General features: G+C 39.2%; 25 protein-coding genes. 6 read left to right on the top strand and 19 right to left on the bottom strand.

Features of this window, described 5'->3' with window-relative positions; translation table 11 throughout:
• Positions 1-5: 5 nt before the first annotated feature.
• The 6 genes from IEX94_RS05030 to IEX94_RS05005 all read right to left on the bottom strand — a co-directional run bounded on the left by IEX94_RS05030 (position 6) and on the right by IEX94_RS05005 (position 3,442).
• Positions 6-152 carry an anti-repressor SinI family protein gene (locus IEX94_RS05030; RefSeq protein ID WP_229782573.1) on the bottom strand — a complete coding sequence of 49 codons (147 nt, stop codon included), beginning with the start codon at positions 150-152 and terminating at the stop codon, positions 6-8.
• A 195-nt stretch (positions 153-347) separates the two neighbouring features.
• Complete coding sequence (locus IEX94_RS05025; protein ID WP_188856293.1) at positions 348-1,010, bottom strand: LPxTATN C-terminal sorting signal domain; 663 nt, start codon at positions 1,008-1,010, stop codon at positions 348-350.
• A 33-nt stretch (positions 1,011-1,043) separates the two neighbouring features.
• Positions 1,044-1,616 (bottom strand): signal peptidase I SipW, encoded by a 573-nt coding sequence (gene sipW / locus IEX94_RS05020; protein WP_188856340.1) that lies wholly within the window; start codon positions 1,614-1,616, stop codon positions 1,044-1,046.
• A complete protein-coding gene (locus IEX94_RS05015) occupies positions 1,600-2,019 on the bottom strand; it encodes a hypothetical protein (RefSeq protein ID WP_188856292.1) in 420 nt (139 codons plus the stop codon). The genes sipW and IEX94_RS05015 overlap by 17 nt, the downstream gene beginning before the upstream one ends.
• A 37-nt stretch (positions 2,020-2,056) precedes the next feature.
• A complete protein-coding gene (locus IEX94_RS05010; RefSeq protein ID WP_188856291.1) occupies positions 2,057-2,617 on the bottom strand; it encodes a TasA family protein in 561 nt (186 codons plus the stop codon).
• A 120-nt stretch (positions 2,618-2,737) separates the two neighbouring features.
• On the bottom strand, positions 2,738-3,442 hold the full coding sequence (locus tag IEX94_RS05005) for a TasA family protein (RefSeq protein WP_188856290.1): 705 nt from the start codon (positions 3,440-3,442) through the stop codon (positions 2,738-2,740).
• Between the two features lie 334 nt (positions 3,443-3,776).
• Between IEX94_RS05005 and srtD the strand changes: the two genes are divergently transcribed.
• The 3 genes from srtD (at position 3,777) to IEX94_RS04990 (ending at position 7,723) form a co-directional block, all read left to right on the top strand.
• Positions 3,777-4,382: a class D sortase, LPxTATN-specific gene (srtD, locus tag IEX94_RS05000; RefSeq protein WP_188856289.1), complete on the top strand. Its 606-nt coding sequence runs from the start codon at positions 3,777-3,779 to the stop codon at positions 4,380-4,382.
• A gap of 224 nt (positions 4,383-4,606) precedes the next feature.
• Positions 4,607-5,536 (top strand): LCP family glycopolymer transferase, encoded by a 930-nt coding sequence (locus tag IEX94_RS04995; protein WP_188856339.1) that lies wholly within the window; start codon positions 4,607-4,609, stop codon positions 5,534-5,536.
• Between the two features lie 138 nt (positions 5,537-5,674).
• The gene (locus IEX94_RS04990; RefSeq protein ID WP_188856288.1) at positions 5,675-7,723 is read left to right on the top strand and encodes a penicillin-binding transpeptidase domain-containing protein; all 2,049 of its coding nucleotides are present in this window, start codon (positions 5,675-5,677) and stop codon (positions 7,721-7,723) included.
• A gap of 154 nt (positions 7,724-7,877) precedes the next feature.
• On the opposite strand, the gene IEX94_RS04985 is transcribed toward IEX94_RS04990, so the two are convergent.
• From IEX94_RS04985 to IEX94_RS04960, 6 genes are all read right to left on the bottom strand, one after another.
• Positions 7,878-8,375 carry a DUF3278 domain-containing protein gene (locus tag IEX94_RS04985; protein ID WP_188856287.1) on the bottom strand — a complete coding sequence of 166 codons (498 nt, stop codon included), beginning with the start codon at positions 8,373-8,375 and terminating at the stop codon, positions 7,878-7,880.
• Positions 8,365-8,568, bottom strand: a complete 204-nt coding sequence (locus IEX94_RS04980) for a helix-turn-helix transcriptional regulator (RefSeq protein WP_188856286.1) — start codon at positions 8,566-8,568, stop codon at positions 8,365-8,367. The genes IEX94_RS04985 and IEX94_RS04980 overlap by 11 nt, the downstream gene beginning before the upstream one ends.
• Positions 8,569-8,833: 265 nt before the next feature.
• Positions 8,834-9,295: an IDEAL domain-containing protein gene (locus IEX94_RS04975; protein ID WP_188856285.1), complete on the bottom strand. Its 462-nt coding sequence runs from the start codon at positions 9,293-9,295 to the stop codon at positions 8,834-8,836.
• Between the two features lie 150 nt (positions 9,296-9,445).
• Positions 9,446-10,963, bottom strand: coding sequence for an FAD-dependent oxidoreductase (locus tag IEX94_RS04970; RefSeq protein WP_188856284.1), 1,518 nt, complete (start codon positions 10,961-10,963; stop codon positions 9,446-9,448).
• Positions 10,964-11,017: 54 nt separating this feature from the next.
• Entirely contained in the window at positions 11,018-11,974 is a 957-nt protein-coding gene (locus tag IEX94_RS04965; RefSeq protein WP_156855628.1) for a hypothetical protein, read from the bottom strand.
• A gap of 70 nt (positions 11,975-12,044) precedes the next feature.
• Complete coding sequence (locus IEX94_RS04960) at positions 12,045-12,572, bottom strand: folate family ECF transporter S component (RefSeq protein WP_156855629.1); 528 nt, start codon at positions 12,570-12,572, stop codon at positions 12,045-12,047.
• A gap of 186 nt (positions 12,573-12,758) precedes the next feature.
• Here IEX94_RS04960 and IEX94_RS04955 point away from each other — a divergent pair, with 186 nt between their 5' ends.
• Positions 12,759-13,058: a DUF2089 family protein gene (locus IEX94_RS04955; RefSeq protein ID WP_188856283.1), complete on the top strand. Its 300-nt coding sequence runs from the start codon at positions 12,759-12,761 to the stop codon at positions 13,056-13,058.
• Between the two features lie 85 nt (positions 13,059-13,143).
• Positions 13,144-13,347 carry a hypothetical protein gene (locus tag IEX94_RS04950; RefSeq protein WP_229782572.1) on the top strand — a complete coding sequence of 68 codons (204 nt, stop codon included), beginning with the start codon at positions 13,144-13,146 and terminating at the stop codon, positions 13,345-13,347.
• A 574-nt stretch (positions 13,348-13,921) separates the two neighbouring features.
• On the opposite strand, the gene IEX94_RS04945 is transcribed toward IEX94_RS04950, so the two are convergent.
• From IEX94_RS04945 to IEX94_RS04930, 4 genes are all read right to left on the bottom strand, one after another.
• Complete coding sequence (locus IEX94_RS04945; RefSeq protein ID WP_188856281.1) at positions 13,922-14,659, bottom strand: HAD family hydrolase; 738 nt, start codon at positions 14,657-14,659, stop codon at positions 13,922-13,924.
• Positions 14,660-14,967: 308 nt separating this feature from the next.
• Positions 14,968-15,426: a chemotaxis protein CheW gene (locus IEX94_RS04940; RefSeq protein WP_188856280.1), complete on the bottom strand. Its 459-nt coding sequence runs from the start codon at positions 15,424-15,426 to the stop codon at positions 14,968-14,970.
• 12 nt (positions 15,427-15,438) lie between these two features.
• Positions 15,439-17,445, bottom strand: coding sequence for a chemotaxis protein CheA (locus IEX94_RS04935; protein WP_188856279.1), 2,007 nt, complete (start codon positions 17,443-17,445; stop codon positions 15,439-15,441).
• A 48-nt stretch (positions 17,446-17,493) separates the two neighbouring features.
• On the bottom strand, positions 17,494-19,518 hold the full coding sequence (locus IEX94_RS04930) for a methyl-accepting chemotaxis protein (protein ID WP_188856278.1): 2,025 nt from the start codon (positions 19,516-19,518) through the stop codon (positions 17,494-17,496).
• A gap of 253 nt (positions 19,519-19,771) precedes the next feature.
• Here IEX94_RS04930 and IEX94_RS04925 point away from each other — a divergent pair, with 253 nt between their 5' ends.
• Positions 19,772-20,230 carry a flavodoxin domain-containing protein gene (locus tag IEX94_RS04925; RefSeq protein WP_188856277.1) on the top strand — a complete coding sequence of 153 codons (459 nt, stop codon included), beginning with the start codon at positions 19,772-19,774 and terminating at the stop codon, positions 20,228-20,230.
• Between the two features lie 351 nt (positions 20,231-20,581).
• On the opposite strand, the gene copZ is transcribed toward IEX94_RS04925, so the two are convergent.
• The 3 genes from copZ to IEX94_RS04905 are packed head-to-tail and all read right to left on the bottom strand — an operon-like array spanning position 20,582 to position 23,520.
• Positions 20,582-20,788, bottom strand: coding sequence for a copper chaperone CopZ (gene copZ, locus IEX94_RS04915; RefSeq protein ID WP_188856275.1), 207 nt, complete (start codon positions 20,786-20,788; stop codon positions 20,582-20,584).
• A 30-nt stretch (positions 20,789-20,818) separates the two neighbouring features.
• Positions 20,819-23,203, bottom strand: coding sequence for a heavy metal translocating P-type ATPase (locus IEX94_RS04910; RefSeq protein ID WP_188856274.1), 2,385 nt, complete (start codon positions 23,201-23,203; stop codon positions 20,819-20,821).
• A 14-nt stretch (positions 23,204-23,217) separates the two neighbouring features.
• Complete coding sequence (locus IEX94_RS04905; RefSeq protein ID WP_188856273.1) at positions 23,218-23,520, bottom strand: metal-sensing transcriptional repressor; 303 nt, start codon at positions 23,518-23,520, stop codon at positions 23,218-23,220.
• Positions 23,521-23,712 lie beyond the last annotated feature (192 nt).

The raw sequence follows: 23,712 nt of genomic DNA, 5'->3' as shown, positions 1-23,712 counted from the left end.
GCCTTCTATCCTTTGTTTATTGTTTTAATAATTTCCTTTTGTTCTTCAAGGAAAAAACGCACCTCTTCTTTCTTCAATCCGATCTCTTTCGCCTGTAAGATTAATCCGACCCACTCTAAATCCACCTTCACAGTTTTTTCCGTTTTCTGCACCTTGCCGCCTCCCGTATAAATCAATCCTTTTTGTAGTATCACTTCGTTCGCCCCATTAGTAGGACAGATGAACTGTAAACTGTTGGTTCCTTACTATGTCTATTATACTATATAATTGATTGAATAATTTGACTTCATTTGTCGACTTTTCTTATTCGGGAAACGTAATAGCGCCAGAAAATGTTGGAACTTGCTTCATGCTTCCAAGCGTCTTTTTCTTTCATTCAGGTAGCTTATCAGAGCACCTATAATAAGTAGGAGAAAACCAATAAACAAGTAAGTAAATATATAGGTCGCCGTTTTCGGTAAAACGGAGCCAATCCCTTTACCGGGGTTGGATAAAGAATCGCCCTCTCCTTTAGTTATAGTAGATATCAAACTTTCATCATCTGCAGTCCTTGCTGTAAATTCAAAACGGAAAGCTGCGGTTAAACCTTGATATTCATTCCCTAGTTCTTCCGGGAACTTTAAATCAAACTTAATGATTTCTTCCGTCTGAGCTGTAAGCGGTCGATCAACTACTCCCTCATAATCTTTCAGTTTCCCGTAAAAGACAACCTCGTCCAAATACATAATCCGCAACAATAACTCATTATATAAAGCTGGGTCCCCAACATTATTCAGCTCCATCGTGTAAAAAAGATCTCGCTTGTTATTATTTTTAATGGTAAGAGTTCGGTAGGCAATGTCGCCTGGCTTCATATTCTCCAGTTGATATATTGCTTCGTCCGGGTAACGTTCAATCATTATCTCTTCCTTGGCCGTCTTCCCGCTAACTGTATTCACATCAAAACTCACGAAACATAAAATCAGCAGGAATACGACAGGAAGATGAATATATAATCTCCGTCGTTTCATATACACCTTCCTACTTCTGTGTTTATCTGCCGATTATTTTGCGTCAGCATGCTCACTTTCTTTCTGCATATTGATTCTTCTAATTGCAAGTGTAATTGTAATGAGCGAATAACCAACCATTAAAATACCGGGAAGGACTAAAAATGCTAGCGCACCATTGGGCGATTGGGCAAAGGAGGCGATATAACCGATATATGGAACGGTAAAACCTTCATAACTTGCGACAACATTGGCAGCAAGAACTGCTTCTCTGTCCGGTCCATTATTGTTATCTCCTTTCGTTGTATACAGTGAACCATCCACAGTTTGTTTCACTTCGAGAATGCGGTGCGTGACGAGTTTATTTTCTTTTTCCATAAAGGTAATGACATCGCCAACTTTGAGATCATTCTTCTCCTGTTCTTGAAGTGTCTTAACAGCAATAACGGAACCTGTTTGGATTTCCGGCTCCATCGAACCAGATAATACTGTCTTTAGTTGATAGCCTGCGACCTCTGGCGTACCACCTTGTATTTTCGTCACAACGACTAATCCAGCTACAGCTACTAATAAAGCGATGAGTATCGTGGAAACAATACGATTCAACCATTTAAATACCGTCTTCATTTTCACTTGCTCCTTCCTCCTCTTTCTCGTCCTCTTCCGGGTTAACGGATCCTTCCTCCACTTCCGGCTGAGAATTTTGTTCTGTTTCTTCGAGCGCTTCTTTCGGTTCCGCTTCTTTTGATGTTTTATCTGTCTCTTCTTTTGGATTTTTTTCCGTTACTTCCTCTGTTTGTTGCTCTTCTTCCATGTCTTTTTCTTCTTCAGATTCATTTTCTTCCACAATAACTTCTTCCTCGGCCTCTGCATGGATGTTACAGACTACTATATAACTTTCCGTAAAAATAGCCCCTGTTGCAGTATTCAAATAAGTTAAAGTAAACAATAATAAATACGAAATTAGAACGAGTTTACCAATAAAGAAAAAAAGCCGATGGGTATCTATGAATCTCCTTATGCGAGTCATCCTCACTTCCTTCCCCACCTTTTTTAGTATTTTCCCTTTAATCATCCGCTTGAATTGCTTCAAATGTCCATAAAAGCTCTAGTTGATTACCTTGGAATTCATTTTGATTTTCTTTCGTCTTTTCGAATTCGAATTCTACAAAGACTTGAATCGCTGGAGAATTAGCGGCTATATTCTTCTCTAATACAATTGGAGTTTTACTTAATTTTTCTAATGATATTGGTTTTGGGAGAATGTTTTTACCATCTACTTCTATCCTCTGTAAGACAATTTGATAGGCAAAGCCATTGTTTTCCTGTGTTCCCTCGCGATTATAAGTTGTATGTTTGGAATAAAGGGTAACCTCCTTCATATCAAGTGTTCCGTTATTTTTCATATTAAAGCTGTGATTAAATGTATCTCCCGGTTTTTTGTTGTCAAATTCAAAAAGCACGCTTTCATTCTTCAAATTGCCAATGTCCAAATCCATATAGCCGGCAAGAATTTTATTCTTCGTATCGATTGCATCGCTAAAGAATGCTACTGTTCCTCCGCTAATCAATGCCAACCCGATTAAACCAGTAATTATTCCGGCAACCAGATTTTTCTTTATACCCAAGAAAACCTCTCCTTCTACTGAATTATGTATAAGGAAGACGGAAGGTCTCCATCTTCCTTGCCAAAATTTATCACGTATTAACGTCTGTAATACCCCAACTGAATGAAGTTTCACTTTATACTATCTTTCTTCTCCATCTGTTTGGAAACCTTCGAAAGTCCAGTCCAATTTCAGGCTTAGACCTTGCAATTCATTTTGCGCTTTTCCAGTATCATTGAAACGGAACTGCACATCAAAATTATGAGATTCTCCTGCAGGAATTCCAGTTACTTCTACCGGGACATCTTTAAAAATAGGATCTACCGTAACCCATTTTCCAAATATCGGCCAGACGATCCATTGCCAATAGTCATAACCCTCTTTAATCAATTTTTCTTCAATATTCACTTTCGTTGCTAAATCCTTCGGTGAAAGATCGCGCAAGTCTTTTAAAGAAACTTCAAACAATACTTCATGTTCCCCATTACCAGTAGTATTTTTTAAGAATTGAACAAATAACTGTTCGGCGTACCTATCCGCAAGATTTGAACCGGCAATATCACCATTGGACGTATAGACTGTATAATCAGTTGTTAAATCAACATATTTCATATCGAGAGAACCATTATTTTGCAGCTCGAAGCTACGCGGCATCCAGTCACCTGGCTTGAGTTCATTCATTGGTATTTGGACAGTAGGATCTACGTCCAAGTCAATTGTTCCAGCTGCAAATGTATTCGTTTGTTCTGCCGTATCACTAAAATAAGCAAAAGTCCCGCCCCCAATTAATGCCATCCCTAATAATGCTGTTACAGTACCTAAAATTATTTTTTTCTTTAAATTCATGCTTCATTCCTCCTGATATTTGTTGTTAGAGCTTTGCTTCCCCCTCTACAAGGGATAGATTGCCTGTTTATTTCTTCGCCCCCTCCCTCTTTGTTGTATGTATAGTTGTTCTTTTTAAGAATATTTCATTCTCATTAAAGAACAACATGACCGTAGTATAGTTCATTTTGCTCAATGAAGAAAACCTTAAAAAAGCCCTTTTGTTCTATATAATGAACACTTTACTTGAATATACTCTCGAATCCTTTAATTTAGTTATCTTTTTATAATTTTATTCCTTTTTATTCAGCAATTTTGATATACTAATGTTAACGTTCAGAATGAGGTGGATTAAATGAAACTTCTTTCTTATTTGCTCATGATTGCCGGAATTGTTGTTCTATTCTTTGGTGGTTATCAGTGGTATACAACAACTACTGCCCAAAGTGAAGCCACAGCGGAAGCTCAAGCAATGATCGATGAGCGCGATCTTTCCCGTAAGACAGAAGCGGATGAATTTGATGCAATCGCTGCTGCAGAAAACTATGATCCAAATACAGGAGAAACAGCTGGGATTTTGCATATTCCTGCACTTGAAGCTGATTTACCTATTATTGAAGGAACCCATGAAGATGATCTCGCCCGCGGTGTTGGGCATTACCGGGGAACAGCTTATCCGTTGCAGAATGAACAGATTGTTCTTTCCGGTCACAGGGATACAGTCTTTCGTCGGATGGGTGAATTAGAGATTGGTGATCATTTAGTGCTTAAGATGGATTATGGTGACTTTACCTATGAAATAAAAGAAACGAAGATTGTCGATGCAGACGACAGAACAATTATTGTTCCACACGGCGAAGAAGTGCTTACCCTTACCACTTGCTATCCTTTCAACTTTGTCGGCTATGCGCCAGACCGTTACATTATGTATGCATATCCTGTAAAAACCCAAGATGAGTGAACGCATCTCGGGTTTTTATTTTTGTTCTATATTGCCGCCGACATATCCCCACATATTTTACCAATTTTCATGTAAATTCTTATGGACGAAATGGACTAATTCGGCTATAATTTTATACAGTAAAAGAGCTTAAAACTGGTTAAGGACTTTATGTCCTGTTTTCATGCTCTGTTAACAGTGACAGAGAACATTATACATTAGAGGAGAATTTACAAGTGGCAAGAATGCAGAGAAGTAGTGGGAAAAAGAGACGGAAATGGCCATATTGGGTTGGTGGAATTTTATTATTGTTTATCCTTATAATCGGAGGGGGAGCTTTTTATGTTTATAGTCAGCTTGGCAGTGCTGTAAATACAATGCATACCCCGCTGGCAAGAGACGAGGACCCGGAACGCCAAAAGGAGCTGAAAGGATTACTTGATGAAAAAGACTCGATAAATATGTTATTACTTGGAGTCGATGAACGTCCTGGTGACCGCGGCCGATCCGACACCATGATTTTAATGTCCTTGAATCCGAAAACAGACTCGATGATCATGCTAAGTATTCCAAGGGATACGTATGTGAATATTCCTGGTCGAGGAATGGATAAAATCAACCACGCTTATGCTTTTGGTGGAGTAGAGTTAGCGGTGCAAACGGTGGAAGAAACGTTCGACATTCCAGTTCATGTATATTCACGTGTAAACATGGAAGGATTTAAACAAGGTATTGATGCGATTGGCGGAGTGACAGTGAATAATAATCAGAGCTTCTCCCAGGGCGGCTCCGATTTTTCTGAGGGAGCGATTCACTTAAATGGTGAACAGGCACTTGATTACATTCGTATGCGTAAACAAGACCCACGTGGAGATATGGGGCGGAATAACAGACAACGGGCAGTAGTTGCAGCTGCTATGGAAAAGGGTGCAAGCTTCTCCAATATTACTAAATTTGGTGAGATCCTTGATATTTTAGGCGGAAATGTTCAAACCGACCTTGACATGAAAAAAATCCAGAAGCTTTTCACTGGGTATCTAGGAACAAGACATAATATAGAAACACTTGAAATTGAAGGTTCTGGTTCAACCATTAATGGTGTCTGGTACTATGTCGTACCAGATTCAGAGTTCGACCGGATTAATTCCGAGATCCGAAATCATATGGAAAGTTAAAAAAGAACGCCGAGGGGGTCTCCTCTAGCGTTCTTTTCCTAATTTGTGACATTTTTTTCATGGTTTTTTCTCTATAAACGATACTTACATGATGATATACTAGATATATATGACGAATCAGGGGGCGGAGTTATTAAAATGAAGCGAACTTTTCTATTAATTTTTATTGTCTTAGCTTTAGTTGCGTGCTCCAAGGAAGACGATGTTTCACCAAATGAACGTTTTTCTACTTTTACTTCCTATTGGAGTGAGCAGGAATTTGAAAAGCTTTATGATATGTTCAGCAAAGAAACAAGATCGGACTTTTCAAAAGAAGACTCCATCGAACGATTTAAAAAGATCTATGAAGATTTAAGTATTAAAGATATCGAGATTACGTTTGATGAACTTTCCGATGAAGAAATTCAAGCAGTAAAAGAGGAAGAAGATCCGAGTGTGGTCCTTCCATTCACTCTTGAAATGGAATCTCTCGCAGGACCGATCAGCTTTGATTATGAAGCTACCCTCGTTCAAGAAGCTATTAGCGAGGAAGATGATGCCGGATTAAACTGGTTTGTTAAGTGGGATGCTGGTTTTATCCATCCGGAATTACAGGATGGCGGGGAAATTGGAATTCAATCTGTAGAGCCACAACGCGGTGAAATCCTCGATAGAAATCAGATGCCGCTAGCAATGAATGATACTGTTTATCAAATTGGTATTAAGCCAGAGGATTTAGAGAATCGGGAACAATCCATAAAACAGATTGCGAGCATTTTAAATATGGATGAAGAAAAAATTAACGAAGCACTAGATGCTGCTTGGGTTGAGGATCATTTATTTGTCCCCATTACAACAATCCTTCCGACAAATGAAGACACTTATAATCAACTAATGGCTATTCCCGGTGTGCAGCGAAAGGAATTAACCGGTCGAATATATCCTGGCGGTGAAGCAACTGGGCATTTGGTTGGTTATATCGGAAACGTTACAGCAGACTTTCTGGAAAAAACAGACAGTGATGAGTACGGACCAAATGATCAAGTTGGCCGTCGTGGTTTAGAGCAACTTTACGAGGAGCAGCTGAAGGGTAAAAAAGGTGTCACTGTTAGTGTCCGTAAAGAAGACGGAAATGAAGTGACCATTGCTGAAAAACCGGTTGAAAATGGAGAAACCATTCAACTTACTATTGATATTAATGTTCAAGAAAAAATATTTGACGGCTATGGGGATAATACAGGTACTACAGCAGCGATCGATCCTAAAACCGGGGAGACACTCGCACTTGTGAGCGCACCTTCCTTTGATCCGAATGAAATACTATATGGAACTTCCGGCAACACATGGGATAAATTAGAGAATGATCCAAAACAACCTCTTCTCAACCGGTTTGCCGCAAGTTTTGCACCGGGTTCCGTCCTTAAACCAATAACGGCAGCTGCCGGCATCCACGCAGGTACCCTGGACCCTGATGAAACGTTTGAAATTGAAGGGTTACAGTGGAGTAAGGGAGAAGAATGGGGAAATTACAAAGTTACACGGGTATCAGAATCTAATGGTCCTGTTGACTTAAGAGATGCCCTCCTCCGTTCAGACAATATTTACTTTGCCATGCAAGCAGTAGACATGGGAAGTGACGTTTTTACAGAGGAATTTAAACGGTTCGGCTTTGAGGAAGAACTTCCTTACGAGTATCCAATCGCAGGTTCAACCCTTTCAAACAGTGGTGAATTAACGGATGAAGTCTTGCTTGCGAACTCCAGCTACGGTCAAGGAGAACTGGAAATGAGTGCCTTGCATTTAGCCACTGCGTATACCATGTTTTTAAATGAAGGGAATATGTTGAAACCTACCTTACTGCTTGAAGAAGAAACGGGGCAAATCTGGAAAGATGAGCTTATTACAAAGGAAGATGCGAAGTTGATCGATGATATTCTTCGTGCAGTTGTTACAGATGGAACGGCACAACAAGCGAAAGATGCGAATGTTCCACTTGCAGGAAAAACGGGAACGGTCGAATTAAAATTGACTGCCGAAGAGGGTGGATCCATCAATAGCTGGTTTGTCGGATATCCGCATGACTCACAAGATATTTTAATCGCGATGATGATGGAAAAAACGGAAGATAAACCGAATGGCTATACCGTTGAAAAATTTGTTGAAGTGATTAACCAGCTTTATTCAGACCAAGATGATCAGGATGAATAACAAAAGCGTTCAAAAAGGTAGCGACAAACGAAATCTTACTCCTGCTCAACGGATAAGGTATTTGATTTAAAGATATAATTTATAGGCCATGAAAAACGCAAAGGATTTTGAAATCCTTTGCGTTTTTCTTCGTTTTAGTGGTCTGAATGTAAAATCAAAAGTGTTTCTGTAATTTAGATTTTGAAAACCAATACATCATTGAGCCGAAAAATATGCCACCTATCCCCCATATTAATACTTTTAGCCAACTTACGTCTATTTCACCCGTGGACAAATAAGGGAATACATATTGCATGAAAATCAGCATGAATAAACCCCATAGAACACCCCCGAAAGTAGATGATTTTTTCAGTCGTTTCTTCTTTTCCTCGTATTCTTCGATGGAAGCACAATCCGTATCATCCAATTGTTTTTTTCTTAACCTTGACATAATGATACCTGCATAAACCATGTTAATGATGAAAAGTGCTGGTGTTAAAAACGATAGTTTATTATGAATTGTATCAACTATAAGACCTACAACCATTAACAACATAGTCAAATACCATAATAGCATTCCAGATAGGGCTAATTCCTTATAAATCTCTTGTTGTTGGTACTCATCTCGGTCATCTATTGCACCAATAAATCGATTGATTAATTTATTTCTCATTGCCTATCTCCTCCCAAAATAAAGTATTTAGGTCAGTTTTTAGTTCCTTGGCTAAACAAATACATAAAGATAATGAGGGGTTGTATTTATTGTTTTCAATTAAGTTAATGGTTTGTCTTGCTACACCAACCTTTTTGGCTAACTCAATCTGAGTTAATTTCATTTGCATTCTATACTCTTTGACTTTGTTCAAGCCAAACACCCTTTCAAATCACTATAAGTACATTATATATGACATTTAATTTCATATCAAATATATATGACACTTTTTTTGTGATAGATAACTTACTTGCCAAATATTCCAACAGATCCTCAAAATAAAAAGTAGCAGAAACAATCCAATTGTGAATTGCTCCGCTACTTTAGTTGCGAATAACCATGTGATTCCAATGGTTATTTACTTATTCTTATTTGCACCTCAAAAGAGAACCCGTTAAGGATTTTCTCTGTCAGCTTTTTCATTGTTGATCCATATCCTTTAAGACCGTTGCCATTATTTTAAATGTTTCTTCATCCCTCTCGTCCAATGCTTTATCGATAAGCCGGAGTACGTTTTGTCGTTCTAATTCTGCAATAATTGCTGTATAATCTTCACGTTCTTCTGCTTCTATTTCATTTTGGGCACTGAAGTAATATGGCCTTGCAATATCATGAATTTGTTCCAGGAATTCAGGTAAAGTAATGAGCTTCACCATTGGGACATTGACAATTTCTTTTCCATTCTGAAAAGCAAAGACCGCATCGATATTCTCAATCTTTTCAGTGCGGCGGTTAACGCGAATTTCATTTGATTCCACAGGGATAAATTGATAAACCTTGTTCTGAATAATGACCGAAAAATATTGATAAGCCAAGATAATCCGAACAAAGTTCTTCTCATTCTTAATGTAATAAGGTTTCAACATTTTCAACGTTACCATAACTTCACCACCCTTTTTTAATGTCCTATCCTAATTTTCAGTTAATTAATTGTAACCGATTTCATTAAAAAACACAAGGGTAATTTACAAAAATATTTTTGCAGAATAAAAAAAGTACAGACCCGATCACCATTCAGGTCTGTACTTATTTTATTTTTTTAATGGTTTTTCCGCGGGACCTTCGATTACTTCCCCCGTATAATCGAATCTAGAACCGTGACAAGGACAATCCCAAGTTCGCTCCCCTTTATTCCAGTTGACCTCACATCCAGCATGCGTGCAAGTTGTGTCAACAATATGAAGGTTCCCTTGCTCATCCTTGTAGGCTCCTTTTCTTTGGCCATCCAACGTTACGATTGCCCCTTCATCATTCGAAAGCGAATCTGGGGTTCGCTCCGGTCTTTCGAGCTTTCCTTTTACGAGACTCGTTACGACTTTCTTATTCACTTCCACGAGGGATGGGATACTTGCTTTTGCATGGAAGCGCGACGGGGTGTATAACTCTTCATATTTATTTTTCTGTCTAAGCACATGATCACGGAAAAGTTTGGCAGCAACGACGCTGTTTGTCATTCCCCATTTACGGAATCCGGTCGCAACGGTCACATACGGATGGTTCGGAGTGAGTTCTCCAATATAAGGCACTTTATCCAACGTTATTAAATCTTGGGCCGACCAACGATAAGGAATATCCTCTACTTCAAATAATTGGTCACCAAAATCTCGCAACGATTCATAGAGCTTATTCGTATCTGTTTCCTTCCCTGTCTTATGGGTCATCCCGCCAATCAGAACCATATCTTCCCCACCGATTGTTACACTTCGGAGCGAATGTACGGGTGGGTCGACTTGAAGATACATCCCCCCAGGAAAGGTTTTTTTCATTTTTGCCGCGATGATATAAGAACGTTCAACATCCATACGAGCTGCGTATAACCCGAGTCCTTCATGAAATGGAAAATGGCTCGCGACAAGTATATGTTTACTTAAAATCTGTGCACCATTCCTCATAACAACCTTTTGATTTTCACCTTTTTCAACTTTCACTGCGGTTGTATGCTCATAAATCCTCACATTTTTTTCCTTGATGATATGAAGCAGATGTTGTAAAAATTTTACCGGATGAAATTGTGCCTGCTCCTTCATGATCAAGGCATTCTTAATTGGAATCCCAAGCGGAATATCTGTCGTGAGAGTACCGGGAATCCCTAACCGTTCATATGCTTTAGCTTCTTTTTCCATTTTAACAGCATATTCTTCAGTCGTTGCATAGAGGATTGCGTCTTGTTCTTTGTAATCACAAGCAATATTCTGCTCTTCAATGGTTTGTTTTATAAATTGCTTGGCAGCTTCGTTGGATTCATAATATAGTTTGGCATTTTCCACTCCAACATTTGTAATTAATTCATCATAAATCAAACCATGTTGGGACGTAATCTTAGCTGTCGTGTGTCCCGTCGTGCCGTTCATCAAACGTCCGGCATCTATTATTGCGATGCGCAGTCCTTCATTTGCTAATAGATACGCTGCCGTAATCCCTGTAATTCCTGCGCCAACGATCGTAACATCCGCTTTGATATCCTCTTTAAGTTGAGGATATTCTGGGAGTGTGTCATTATTTTTTAACCAGTAGGATTCTGGATATTCTGGAATAGTATGGCCCGTCATATGCTTTGTCCTCCAACTTGTCTGTTTTGCTTAGTTTGCCCAAGGATTGGAGTTTTAATCAAGTTTCGCCTGGAGGTTGTTGACTCTTTCCGTTATTTCCATCTGATCGAACGGTCTCTTCGTATCTTGTTCGACGATTTCAGCACCTTCCATTTGGAGGGCAGCCACCCCTTTTTTCATGTAGCTCTTATATTGCTTTGTCAGGTTGTCAATTTCTTCTGCATATCTTTCATCCGTTCCTGGTGTAACGGTTTCTTCATATAAATCAATGACTTGCTCTCTCGATTTGTCAATTGGTTCAAATGCGTGCGGGTCCGTACTATCAAATAAACAGAACTTTAGTTCCGGCACAAGTACCATATCAATACTATTCGGGTCAAAGCTGCAGTGATATAATTCAAGATCCAACCCGCGCTCAAGACATGCTTTTACAATTCTTTTCATAAATGTCGATTTGCCCGTGCCTGCCCGACCTTTAATGTGATAAATCAGATCAAGTTCTGAAATCAGATTAGGCACTTCATTTACGACACCATCCATTGTGTTCGTGCCGAAAAATCTGCGGTAAATATAAGGCTCACGAGTTTCATTCACATGATCCGGAAGCACCGGAAGCAGCTTATCGATATATTTCTTTGCTAAATCATCTGCCTTCTCGAAATCCATTTCCTTGATAAAAACTTGCTCGAGTTCATCATGAATACGCAACCCTTTTTTAAATAGATCATATGCTTGATTTGTAAATGGACATTCCCGATTACCCAAGATGGCGAGCTGTTTATCCCTGAAGATCACCCCTTCAAGATACGCTGCACTGATTGGACTTTTCAATACTTCAATCGGAGTGTCGTCTTTATTCTGTTCGATTAATTGCTGCAAAATGGCTGTATTCACTCTATAGGACGGATTGTCGAGCTGAACCACTTCGTCTATTCCGTGCAAATTTGTCGCTAAGCTGTCAATATAACCTTCTGCTGTATTTCCGGAAACATAATATTTTTTAAGCTTCATGAGAATCATCCTTTACTAGCCTGATATCTTTAGTTTATGCATGTTAAAATCCCAGGTGATAATCGATTGACTATAGTTTTAAGTCTACCCTACTAATCGATTTTAATAAGGCATATAACAATCCTACTTCAATCGGATAAAGAACAATCGCCTTCACCATCCGCGGTCCAGCAAAAAGGGGGCTCCCAAACATAATATTCAACCAAATCGGTGTTAGGATTAATGTAATTACAATGGTAACAACCAAGTTAGCTAACGCAACCCGACTGAGTGTGACGGGTTTCTTATAGAGAAACCATCCAAATAATAAGCCAATTAATAATGAATTAAATGTAAACCCAGGGAAAAAGAATCCCGCTGGCCGTAACACAAAGCCAATAATATCAGCAACAACAGAAGCAATTCCTGCATTCACTGGTCCATAAAGATAGGCAAGTACTGCGATCGGCAAAAAGGCAAAGCCAATTTCCAGCAAGGGACCAAATGCTAAAGTGAATTGATTTAATACTAAATTGATTGCAACTAGTGCGGCTGTGATTGTTAACATTTTCGTCGGGGTCTTCGTCTCTACCCTCGACATTTCTTTATGTTCCTCCATGTTCACACACTTCCTAACTTCGAAATAATAAGATAATCTGTCCTCGTATCATAACTCAAATTCATTCGTTCGCCAACTGCTCTGCCTCGATCTCTCATTGTATATTTAAATAATATTTATTTTTTCTTTAACTTTATTTAATTTTATGTTAAGATATATTTAAACAATAAAAAATGAGGTGAAAGGATGGAAATGAATAACGTTCCTGCCTGGATATTAGCTTTAGAAACGGAAGACATCGAATTCATCAAAAACTTTGTCATCCACTCCGGTTCCTTAAAAGAAATTTCCAAGCTCTATGATGTCTCATACCCTACTGTTAGAATCCGGCTCGACAGATTAATTGAAAAGATTAAGATCAACGAGAAAGTAGAAAACGAGGGCTTTATCCAATTTATTAAGCAACTATCGATTGACGACCGGATCAACTTAGAAGAGGCGAAATTAATTATTGATAAATATAAACAAGAAAGGAATGAAGAATAATGTTTGGTTATGGAATTTACGATGTATTTATCATTGTAGCTTTTCTCGGTTTACAATATTTCCTTTCCACCAGAAATAATCCCTATTGGGTGCTCTAATACCTGTTATTTTTACAACTTGGATGACCGTTTCGTTAATCAATGGCAGTATTAATAGTTTATGGTTCTATTTCATCATCCTGATTATCGGACTGCTCTTATTATTGGAGCAATGGGATCAGGGGAGAAAATCATTAAAGAAAAAACATGAAAAAGAATTAGAAAAAATGCAAGCACATGATTTGAATTAAATTTATAAATGAGATATTTTCATTCAGCGTAAGTGTCTTTGCTCGTTCCTTTAGTTTAGAACTCTAATCGCCGTTCAGTTGCCCGGTGGACGGATGCTTTCCGCGGGCTCCGCGCTGAGCCTCCTCGGAAGAAAGGCACTTCCTGCGGGGTCTCATCGTCTCCGCTTTCCCGCAGGAGTCACCGTCCACCGGGCAACTGAACTAGTAAAGAGGATTATTATTAATGGAAAGTATCCCACCTTGATAAGCGTCATTTTACTAAAATGAGAAATAATGCTCCAAATTTGGTCTTTCCTTGGAGCAGTCCAGACACCTCGAGACTCCAGCAGGAGGATAGGCATAGGTGAGACCCCGCAGGGCGACAGCCCGAGGAGGCTCACCAGCCGCCTGCGGAAAGCGAGAGGTGTCTGGACTGCGGACCTCCAGGAGAAGGTTGTACTTACGATGAATGAAAGCGAGTGGCAGTTTGTAGAAGTAAGCGTGTCTAGTGATTCACTTTGTTGACTACATAAAGTGACAAATACAAGTAAGGCGACTCTTTATGTTGAAAGAATCGCCTTTTCGTATCTTAACTTTATACATTCAATACAAACTTCTCAATTGCTTCCCCTACTCCGCCTTCATTATTCGTAACAGATTCATAGTCGGCAACTTTCTTAATCGCTTCCTGGGCATTTCCCATTGCAACACCGACTCCTGATCCTTGAATCATCTTAATATCATTCAGACTATCTCCACAGGCAAGCACATTATCCATCGTAATACCGATTCGCTCGCATAAAAACTCGAGTGCATCCGCCTTGGAAACTCCTCTAGCGTTAACTTCAATATTCATCGGTAGCGAGTTGGATAACTCAAGTTCCTCAAACTCGGAAAACTCTTTGATAAGAATATCAAGTTTCCGTTGATCGTCCGTATGACAGCCGAATTTCAGCCATTCATACTTATTGAAATCGTTCGGGAAATTTCCGTTAAATGCTCCCTCTGTGGAAATCATCCACATTTCTGCTCCTACTTGTGTAGTAATGTTATAAAGCTTTTCGATCATTTCCGATTCCAGTTTTCTTCTTCTAAGTAATTCCTTCTCCATCGTCCAAATTTCCGCACCATTGGCAGTAATAAGATATGAAGGCAATTCAAGATCAACTGCGTAAGGGTAACACGTATTAAATCCGCGACCCGTACTTAATACGACATGAACATCTTTTGCAAGTGCTTGCTCTATTGCTTTTCGGTTCCTTTCCGGTACTTCCTGATTATCATTCAGCAATGTACCATCCATATCTAATGCAATTAATTTAATATCTTTCATGATGCTCCTCCTTGCTCGGCTTTTATTTTTTTGTCATACAGGAAGGTAGTTATAGAAGGGATCAGAAGTAGTCCGATTAATAGAACAACATTTCAATATTATAATAATCGACTATAAAGCCACCTACTAATGGACCTGCCATTCGTCCCCTAATGGTTGTTCCTATAAAATATAGTACTTCCCATTTATAATACGGTTCGTAAACCATTGTACCAAAGGTTGAGCGAAAACGATAAGGAAACGGGACAGGGGGTCAGAGCGTTTGTCCCTAACCTGGGACAAATGCTCTGACCCCCTGTCCCACTTTTCTACTGTAATACTTCTTTTATTCCCTCTTTATCTTCCATATCAAGCGTTTTAGCAATGTCTAAGAGGAGGATCAATTGTTCATTGACTTTTGCTACGCCTTCGAGGTAAGTGGCTTGAACTCCCGAAATGATTGAAGGGGCATCCTCTATATTATTTGAATTAATATCTAGCACTTCTGTTACCGCATCTACTATCAAGCCAATTTGCATACCTTCCAATGTAACCACGAGAATCCGTGTATCATTCGTATTCTCTGTCGACATTAAACTTAAAGCGATTCGCAAGTCAATAATTGCTGTTGTTTCGTCGCGGATTTCCGTTACACCCCGAATGAATTCCTTCGTTTGCGGCACCTCTGTGATCTGCTGCAACCGTTCAATTGATATGACATACTGGGCATCTACAGCATAGGCCTGCCCATTTAATGAAAATAATATATATTTACGAGATTCTTCCATTCCAATCCCACCTTACTTTATTAATGCGTTCGGATCAATTATTAAAGCTACTTGTCCATCACCTAAAATTGTCGCTCCTGATATGGCAAATACATCTCCTAAATAGTCCCCTAGAGATTTCAAAACAAGTTCCTGCTGACCAATTAAATGATCGACGACAAGTCCAGTAAGTTTATCTCCTTTTTTCATTACAACTACAGCCTGCTCTTTTTCCACTGCTTCAAGTTCCGGGATTGCCAGCACTTCCTGTAAATCAAGTAATGGAACAATTTGCCCCCGGAAATCCATTACCTTTTGTCCGTGGGACGTCATGATTTGCTCTTTTTGAAGCAATACCGTTTCAATAATCGACGATAGCGGAATCGCGTATGTCTCTTCTTGAGATTTCACGAGCAAGGTTGTAATAATCGAGAGGGTTAATGGCAATTGAATGGAAAATATACTCCCCTCCCCTTGAGTCGACTCAATAGAAATCGAACCACCAAGAGATTCTATTTTATTTTTTACAACATCAAGCCCAACACCACGGCCAGATACACTGGAAACTGTTTCAGCTGTACTGAATCCGGATTCGAGAATTAATTGAGATACTTCCTGTTCAGACAATTGATCCGCTTCTTGCGCTGTTATTATTCCATTATCGATAGCCTTCTTCTTAACCTTATTTAAATTGATTCCTGCACCATCATCTTCAATTTCAATAAAGACATGATTTCCGCTATGGAACGCTCGTAAGACGACATTTCCCTCTTCCGCCTTCCCAGAATTTCTCCGCTCTTCTGGTCGTTCGATTCCATGGTCCACCGAATTACGAATCAAGTGAACGAGCGGGTCCCCAATCTCATCAATTACCGTTCGATCAAGCTCGGTATCCGCACCAATTATTTCCAAGTTGATCTTTTTTTCCAAATCGCGGGCAAGACCACGTACCATACGGGGGAAGCGGTTGAACACCTGTTCAATTGGTACCATACGCATTGCTAAAATTAAGCTTTGCATATCAGATGATACTCGGTTCATATGCTCTACCGTTTCCGTTAGTTCTGGGTTCTTAATCCCATCTGCTACTACATTTAACCTGCTTTGATCAATGACTACTTCTTCAAACAGATTAAGTAAGTCATCAATACGATCTAAGTTGACACGAATCGTTTTTGCAGGCTGATGATTAGAGACTGCTGATTCCACGTGCTCCACAGGATTGCTTTCATTCAATTCTTCTTTTGCCGCAAATTCCTGTTCTTCAGCTTGGACCTCCTCTTGATGGAAACGTACCCGATTTATAACGACATCACGAATCTCTGAAACTTTTAAAATCAAAGGTTCAAAATTATCAGGGGCTTCCTTGGAAAGAAAAATCAACTCGAAGGAATTGTCAAAATTACCTTCCTCGATATCTTCTGTCGCCGGAATTGTTTTAATGACTTCCCCTTTATCTTCCAAAGCTTCAAAGACCATGTAAGCTCGAGCGCCTTTTAAAATCGATTCATCGGAAAGCTCTACGATGATCTGATAAGCAGCAAATCCTTGCTCCTCCCCCTGTTCAATAATAGTCATCTGAAACTCATCCAGATTAACAGGGACGGTAGCAGTATCTTCAGGCCCCTCTGCTTTGTTCTGTTCTGCTGTAGCTGCTGCTTCCCCTTTTTCGAAACGATCAAGGCGAGCAACTAATTCTGTGACATCCTTCTTCCCATCCTGGCCATTACTTATCGCCTCGACCATTTCCTCCAGGTATTCGATGGCGATAAAAATAATATCAATTACTTCAGTCGTAGCTTGTAATTGTTTGTTGCGAATTAGATCAAGAACATTTTCCATTTTATGTGTCAATGAAGCGATGTCTTCATAACCCATTGTTGCGGCCATCCCTTTTAATGTATGGGCAGAACGGAAGATTTCGTTCACTAATCCTTCATTTTGCGGTTCATTTTCTAATCTTAGAGTATGGTCATTAATCGCTTGAAGATGTTCCCTGCTTTCATCCAGAAAGACATCTAGATATTGATTGGTTTCCATCACGTACATCCTTTCCAAAGCTCGGTTCCTTAGCCTTTTTGCAACGGCTTAGTTAATTTTAAAACGATCAATTTCCTCATTCATTGTATTTGCAATTGCTTCTAGATCTGTAGCTAAATTAGTCAACATTTCCATCGAAGCAGTTTGTTCTTCTATGGATGCGGAAATTTCTTCTGTTCCTGCTGCTGTTTCTTCACTGATTGACGCGTAATTTTCCGTATTCTGAATGAGTTCTTTCTGCATTTCAACAATCCTGTTCGTAAGTTCCATAATCTGTTCGGTCATTTGACTATTCTCATTCACGGATCCAGATATCGCAAGGAAGGCTTGACCTGTATCACCGACACTTTCGCTCTGCTGTTCGAATAATTCCATTGTGTTCTGCACAAGCTCAACCGATTGCTCTGTCTCCTCTTGCATTTCCTCGATGATTGCTGCAATATCTTTCAAAGCGTCCGCCGTCTCTTCAGCAAGCTTCCCTACTTCACTAGCTACAACGGCAAAGCCATGACCATGCTCTCCGGCTCGGGCGGCTTCAATTGATGCATTCAGTGCAAGTAAATTCGTCTGGCTAGCGATAGTTGCAATCTTATCCACAATTGTATGGATGTTCGTAGATTTTTCATTTAATTGTTCGATTGCTGTCATCACTTGACTTGCAACTTCTGCAGTTTCAGCAGATCGTGTTGCTAGTGCTTGAATCGATTCTACACCTGTGCTGGAAAGCCGGCCCATATCTTGCGCCTGGGTATACATTTGCTCATTCTTTTCTTTAATTTCCTCAATCATCTTTGATAAGGAATGGAATGACATTGTATTCTTTTCATTTAAGTCGGCTTGATTACTCGCACCAGCGGCAATCTCTTCCATCGTTCGAGCAACTTCATTTGCAGACGCGGTGTTTTCTTCTGTACTCGCCACAAGATTCTCCGCAGCATCTGCAACTTTATTCGAACTATAAGCTATTCGGTCAATCACATTCCGCATTTCACTTACCATAAAGTTGAAACTTTTACTTAACCCGCCAATTTCATCATTTCGATTGAGAACTTTCGTTGCCGTTAAATTCCCTTTTTCCACTCGTTTCATTGATTGTTGAAGGTCACGAATCGGCTTAATAATTCGACTCGCGATAAGTGTTGCAGCACTAATTGCAAGGGCTAATACAACGAGCAGGGTAATAAATATCGGCAACATTACCGCACTTGCCTTATCTCGAAATTCACTTTGATTGATGACTCCTGCAATAATCCAGTTTGTTGTCGGGTTTTTGATAAAACCGATCGTTAACTCTTCTCCACCTACAGTCGTCTCAATCATACCCTGATCCCCCGCAGCGATTATCTCTTGAAAAAAAGCTTCATCTGCTATATTTTCTCCCATTTTTGATTCATCAGGATTCGTAATGTAGTTCCCAGCCTCGTCCAGAACAATTGCATACCCGTTATCTCCAATTTGAATATCATTAATCAAGCGAAACAAGGCTTGCGTGTGAACGTCAATTCCAGCTACTCCAACAAGCTGATTATATTCATAAAAAGCTTTCGCAGCTGTAATTACAATATCTCCTGATAGAGCATCTTCATAAGGTTCTGTCCAAATGATTCCCCCATCTCGTTCCACCGCTTCCACATACCAACCCCGATCTTTGGGATTGACATCTTTTATCGCATCATCATGAGGAAAAATTATTATTTCTTCACTGTCATCATAGCCTGCATATGTTGCCATCAGATCTTCACTTGCTAAACTCGACTCTTGTAAATAAGAAAATAATTCAAGGTAATCATCCCCGCCATATTTACGGATTGTTGAACTGGACGCCATGCGGGTTAAAGCGTTCTCCATATGACCAAAATACATATCAAATGTATGGTTCACACTGTTCATTTGCTGTTCCACATTTTTCGATAGTTCGTCTGTTGTCGTTCGAACACTGAAATTGTAACTGACAAAGGCGACGATACCTACAGCGAGAACGATTAGAATGACAAATGGAATCGTCAATTGCATACGGAGACCGGTCATAAATTTTTGCCGCTTATTTTTCTTCTTGGTCTGTTCCTTCTTCAATCACTTCACCCTTTTCCCTATGTATTGATTACTATGTTATGAATTTCCATAAGTCTACCTATCTTATATCGGCAGCTTTCTACATTACTTAAAAGTTCTAAGCAGATTTATATGACCAAAAAGACCTAATTCTAATTTCCCCCTACTTTTATTATTGTAGAACAGATATAAAATTTTTTCTAGAATGTCCTTTTTATTGAAACAAATTCTATCAATGCGTTAAGATTGAGGGTGGAAGGTGGAGGAATTTAAAATGGCAAATGTATTACTACTTTATATTTCCACAACTGGAAATACAGAAATGATGGCCGAGGCAATTGCCGGCTATCTTGAATATAAAAATCATGATGTAGAAATTAGAACGTTCGACTTCGATCCAATCGATGTTGATGAATTATCCGACTATGATATCGTCTTCATTGGAACCCATTCTTCTGATGATGGCGAAGTCCCCTTTGAAGCGGAAGATTTCTATGATGAATTGGATGATGCCGAGTTTGGAAACACCGTGTTCGCTGTATTCGGTTCCGGAGATACTGCCTATGATGAATTTTGTTTGTCTGTCGATTTAATGGGCGATAAGCTTAATTTTCTTGGTGCAAAGCTTTTACCAGAACGTTTTAAAGTTGATCTGACACCATCCAACGAGGAAATTGAGAAGATTGAGCAATTTGCGGAAACCGCCGTCCAATTTACAGAAAAAGAAAAATAGAGACTGGGACAAAACCCAGTAATTAAAGATAAGTGGTACCCGCTAGAAAATGGTGAGTATCACTTTTTTATGCACAAAAAAGACAACCTCTGATAAAGTGAAACTTCATTCAGGGGGGTTATTACAGACCGTTAATGCGTGATAAAATTAAAGTAACAAAAGAATATATTTGTTTGAGAATAAAGACTTTAAAATATTTTATTAATCTAAAAGATGACCCGAGCGCACCTTATTCTCCAGTAATTTTATTTCCCGATAATGAGAAAGAAGAAGAAAGTTAGTATTTAACCATTTAAACAAAAAAACAGCTGATTTTCCACTTCGCAGAAAACCAGCTGTTGCTTCTTATGTTTAGGCTTCAACATCATAGCCTTGTTCTTCAATGGCTTCTTTCATCGCATCCACATTTACTTTTGATTCGTCAAACGTAACATCTACTTTGCCAGCTTCTAAATTAACTTCAGCTGCTGATACGCCATCTAATTTTTTTAATGCACCTTCAACAGACATTTTGCAATGGCCACATGACATGCCTTGTACATTTAATGTTTTTTCCATTATTTTTCACCTCCTTTAAATGAGTCCAATTTAAAGTTTCACTCGTTTTAAGCGAAGGGAGTTAGAAACAACACTTACTGAACTTAGCGCCATAGCTGCACCAGCAATCCATGGAGCAAGTAATCCAACCGCTGCAACTGGGATTCCTGCTGTATTGTATCCAAAAGCCCAGAATAGGTTTTGACGAATATTTTGGATGGTTGCATGACTGATTCTAATGGCTTTCGGTATGAGTAATAATTCTCCACCAAGAATCGTCAAGTCGGCTGCTTCAATCGCCACTTCTGTACCAGTTCCAATGGCAATTCCGATATCTGCAGTCACTAATGCAGGTGCATCGTTCACACCGTCACCAACCATTGCTACTTTTTTACCCATATCTTGAATTTCTTTGATCTTATCCGCTTTTTCTTCAGGTAATACCCCGGCAATCACTTGGTCGATTCCTACTTGTTTTGCAATAGCTTGAGCTGTTCTTTCGTTATCCCCTGTTAACATGATAACTTCTAAACCTTGTTCTTTTAACTCTCTAATTGCCTGAGGTGCTGTTTCTTTAATGGTATCTGCAACCGCAACAATTCCGCGATACGCTCCATCAATCGCGATTAACATCGCTGTTTTACCATCCGTTTCAAATTCAACTAATTCCTCTTCATTACCTTCCATATCAATTTGATAATCATTCATTAATTTTCGGTTTCCAACGAGAACTTGTTTTCCAGCTAGTCTTGCTTCAATACCATGGCCAGGTATAGAATCAAATTCATCCACTTCTACAAAGTCAATATTTTTCTCGGTTGCATAGGCCACAATAGCTCCTGCAAGTGGATGTTCTGACCCTTTTTCTGCACTAGCCAACAATTGTAATGCTTCTTCATCACCGGTAAAGTCCGTTACTTCGGGCTTCCCTTTTGTAATTGTTCCTGTTTTATCCATAACAATGGCATTTAACTGATGTATTCCTTCTAAATGTTCTCCACCTTTAAACAAGATGCCACTCTCTGCCGCCCTTCCTGTCCCTACCATGATGGAAGTCGGTGTTGCTAAACCTAACGCACATGGACAGGCAATAACAAGTACAGCAATTGCTGCAACTAAGGCAGATTCAAATTGACCAGGTTGGACAAAGGCTATCCATACGATAAATGTAAGAATGGCAATCCCTACAACGATTGGTACGAAATAGCCAGAAATGACATCAGCCAATCGCTGAATCGGTGCTTTCGATCCTTGAGCTTCTTCCACAACTTTAACAATTGATGCCAAGGCAGTATCCTTCCCAACCTTTGTAGCTTCCATAACAATCGAACCATTTTTGTTTATCGTTGAGCCGATTAAGCCAGCGTCTACTTCTTTTTCAATTGGAATGGACTCCCCTGTAATCATCGACTCATCCACAGATGTTCTTCCCTTTACAACGATACCGTCTACAGGTATCTTTTCTCCTGGTTTTACAACTAGTCGATCACCAACGACCACTTCATCTACTGGAATCATGATTTCCTCGCCATTTCTTATAACGCGAGCTTCTTTTGCTTGTAAATTAAGTAAAGAGGATAGTGCATTCGTTGTCTGGCTTTTTGCTCTTGCTTCTAAATATTTACCAAATAAAATTAACGTAATTAATACAGCACTCGTTTCAAAGTATAAATGCGGCATATATTCAGGGTTACCAATAGTTTTGAAAGCTTCGTATAAACTATAGAAATAAGCAGCACTCGTACCTAGCGCAACAAGCACATCCATGTTTGCCCCACCATTACGAAGGTTCTTATAGGCGCCAACATAAAATTGCCAACCGATGATAAATTGAACAGGTGTTGCTAAAGCAAATTGGAACCACGGATTCATAAATATATCCGGTATCGTCATATTAAATAAATGAACTAACATGGTTACTAATAGCGGTGCAGCTAACACGGCTGAAATGATTAATTTCGTTTTCTGATGTTTTAGTTCTTTTTCTTTATGTGTTTGCTTTTCGGCTGCTTCCGCTTTAGGCTTCGCATCATAACCCACATTTCTGATTTTTTCAATCAATGTTTTAACATCTGTGAGTCCTGGATTATATTCAATCGATGCAGTTTCTGTTGTTAAGTTAACCGTTGCGTGCTTTACACCCTCTTGCTTATTCAATACCTTTTCAATACGGTTCGAACATGCTGCACAGGTCATTCCAAACACATCTAATTCAGTATTTTCCATTAAAACACCATAGCCGACATTTTCGATTTTCTTGGTAATATCTTCTATAGATGTTTGATCAGGATCATATTCTACGGTTGCCTTTTCTGTCGTTAAATTAACCTGGGCTTCCACACCGTCCATTTTATTTAAAATTTTTTCAATACGGTTGGAACATGCTGCACAAGTCATTCCTGTTACTCCAAGTGTTGCATGATTTGTTTCACTCATCATAGATCCCCTCCTTACTTCGAAAACTGTTTTAATACTCCCATCAATTCCTCAATCGTTTCTTTGCCTTCACCTTGTTTAATCGCATCACTGACACAATGGTTGATATGTCGCTCGGTGATAGCGAAACCTACATTTTTTAAGGCGGATTGAATCGCGCTAATTTGTACTAAAATATCTACACAATATCGATCATCTTCCACCATTTTCTGTATACCACGAACTTGACCTTCTATTCGTTTTAAACGGTTAATGACTTTTTGCTGTTCATCTTTTGTTCTTGGTTTACTTGGGTGATCATGTAAGAATTTATCCAAATGAATCACTTCCTTTTCCTTTTATATTTATACTATACCCATGCATAGTATATTTGTCAATAAAATACCGCCTATTTTGTAAAAATTCCTTGGAATATTAAGATCAAGCTGCAGGAATAAAAGGAATATATCTACTCACAGAACGCCGCTGAACTTTATCACGAAATGGTCCATCCACGCTGTGCAAGTAGA

Origin of the sequence: Oceanobacillus indicireducens (assembly GCF_014647195.1) — a bacterium.
GTDB lineage: Bacteria > Bacillota > Bacilli > Bacillales > Amphibacillaceae > Oceanobacillus > Oceanobacillus indicireducens.
Note: the sequence above shows the minus strand (reverse complement) of the source record. Positions and strands in the feature narration are given on the sequence as shown.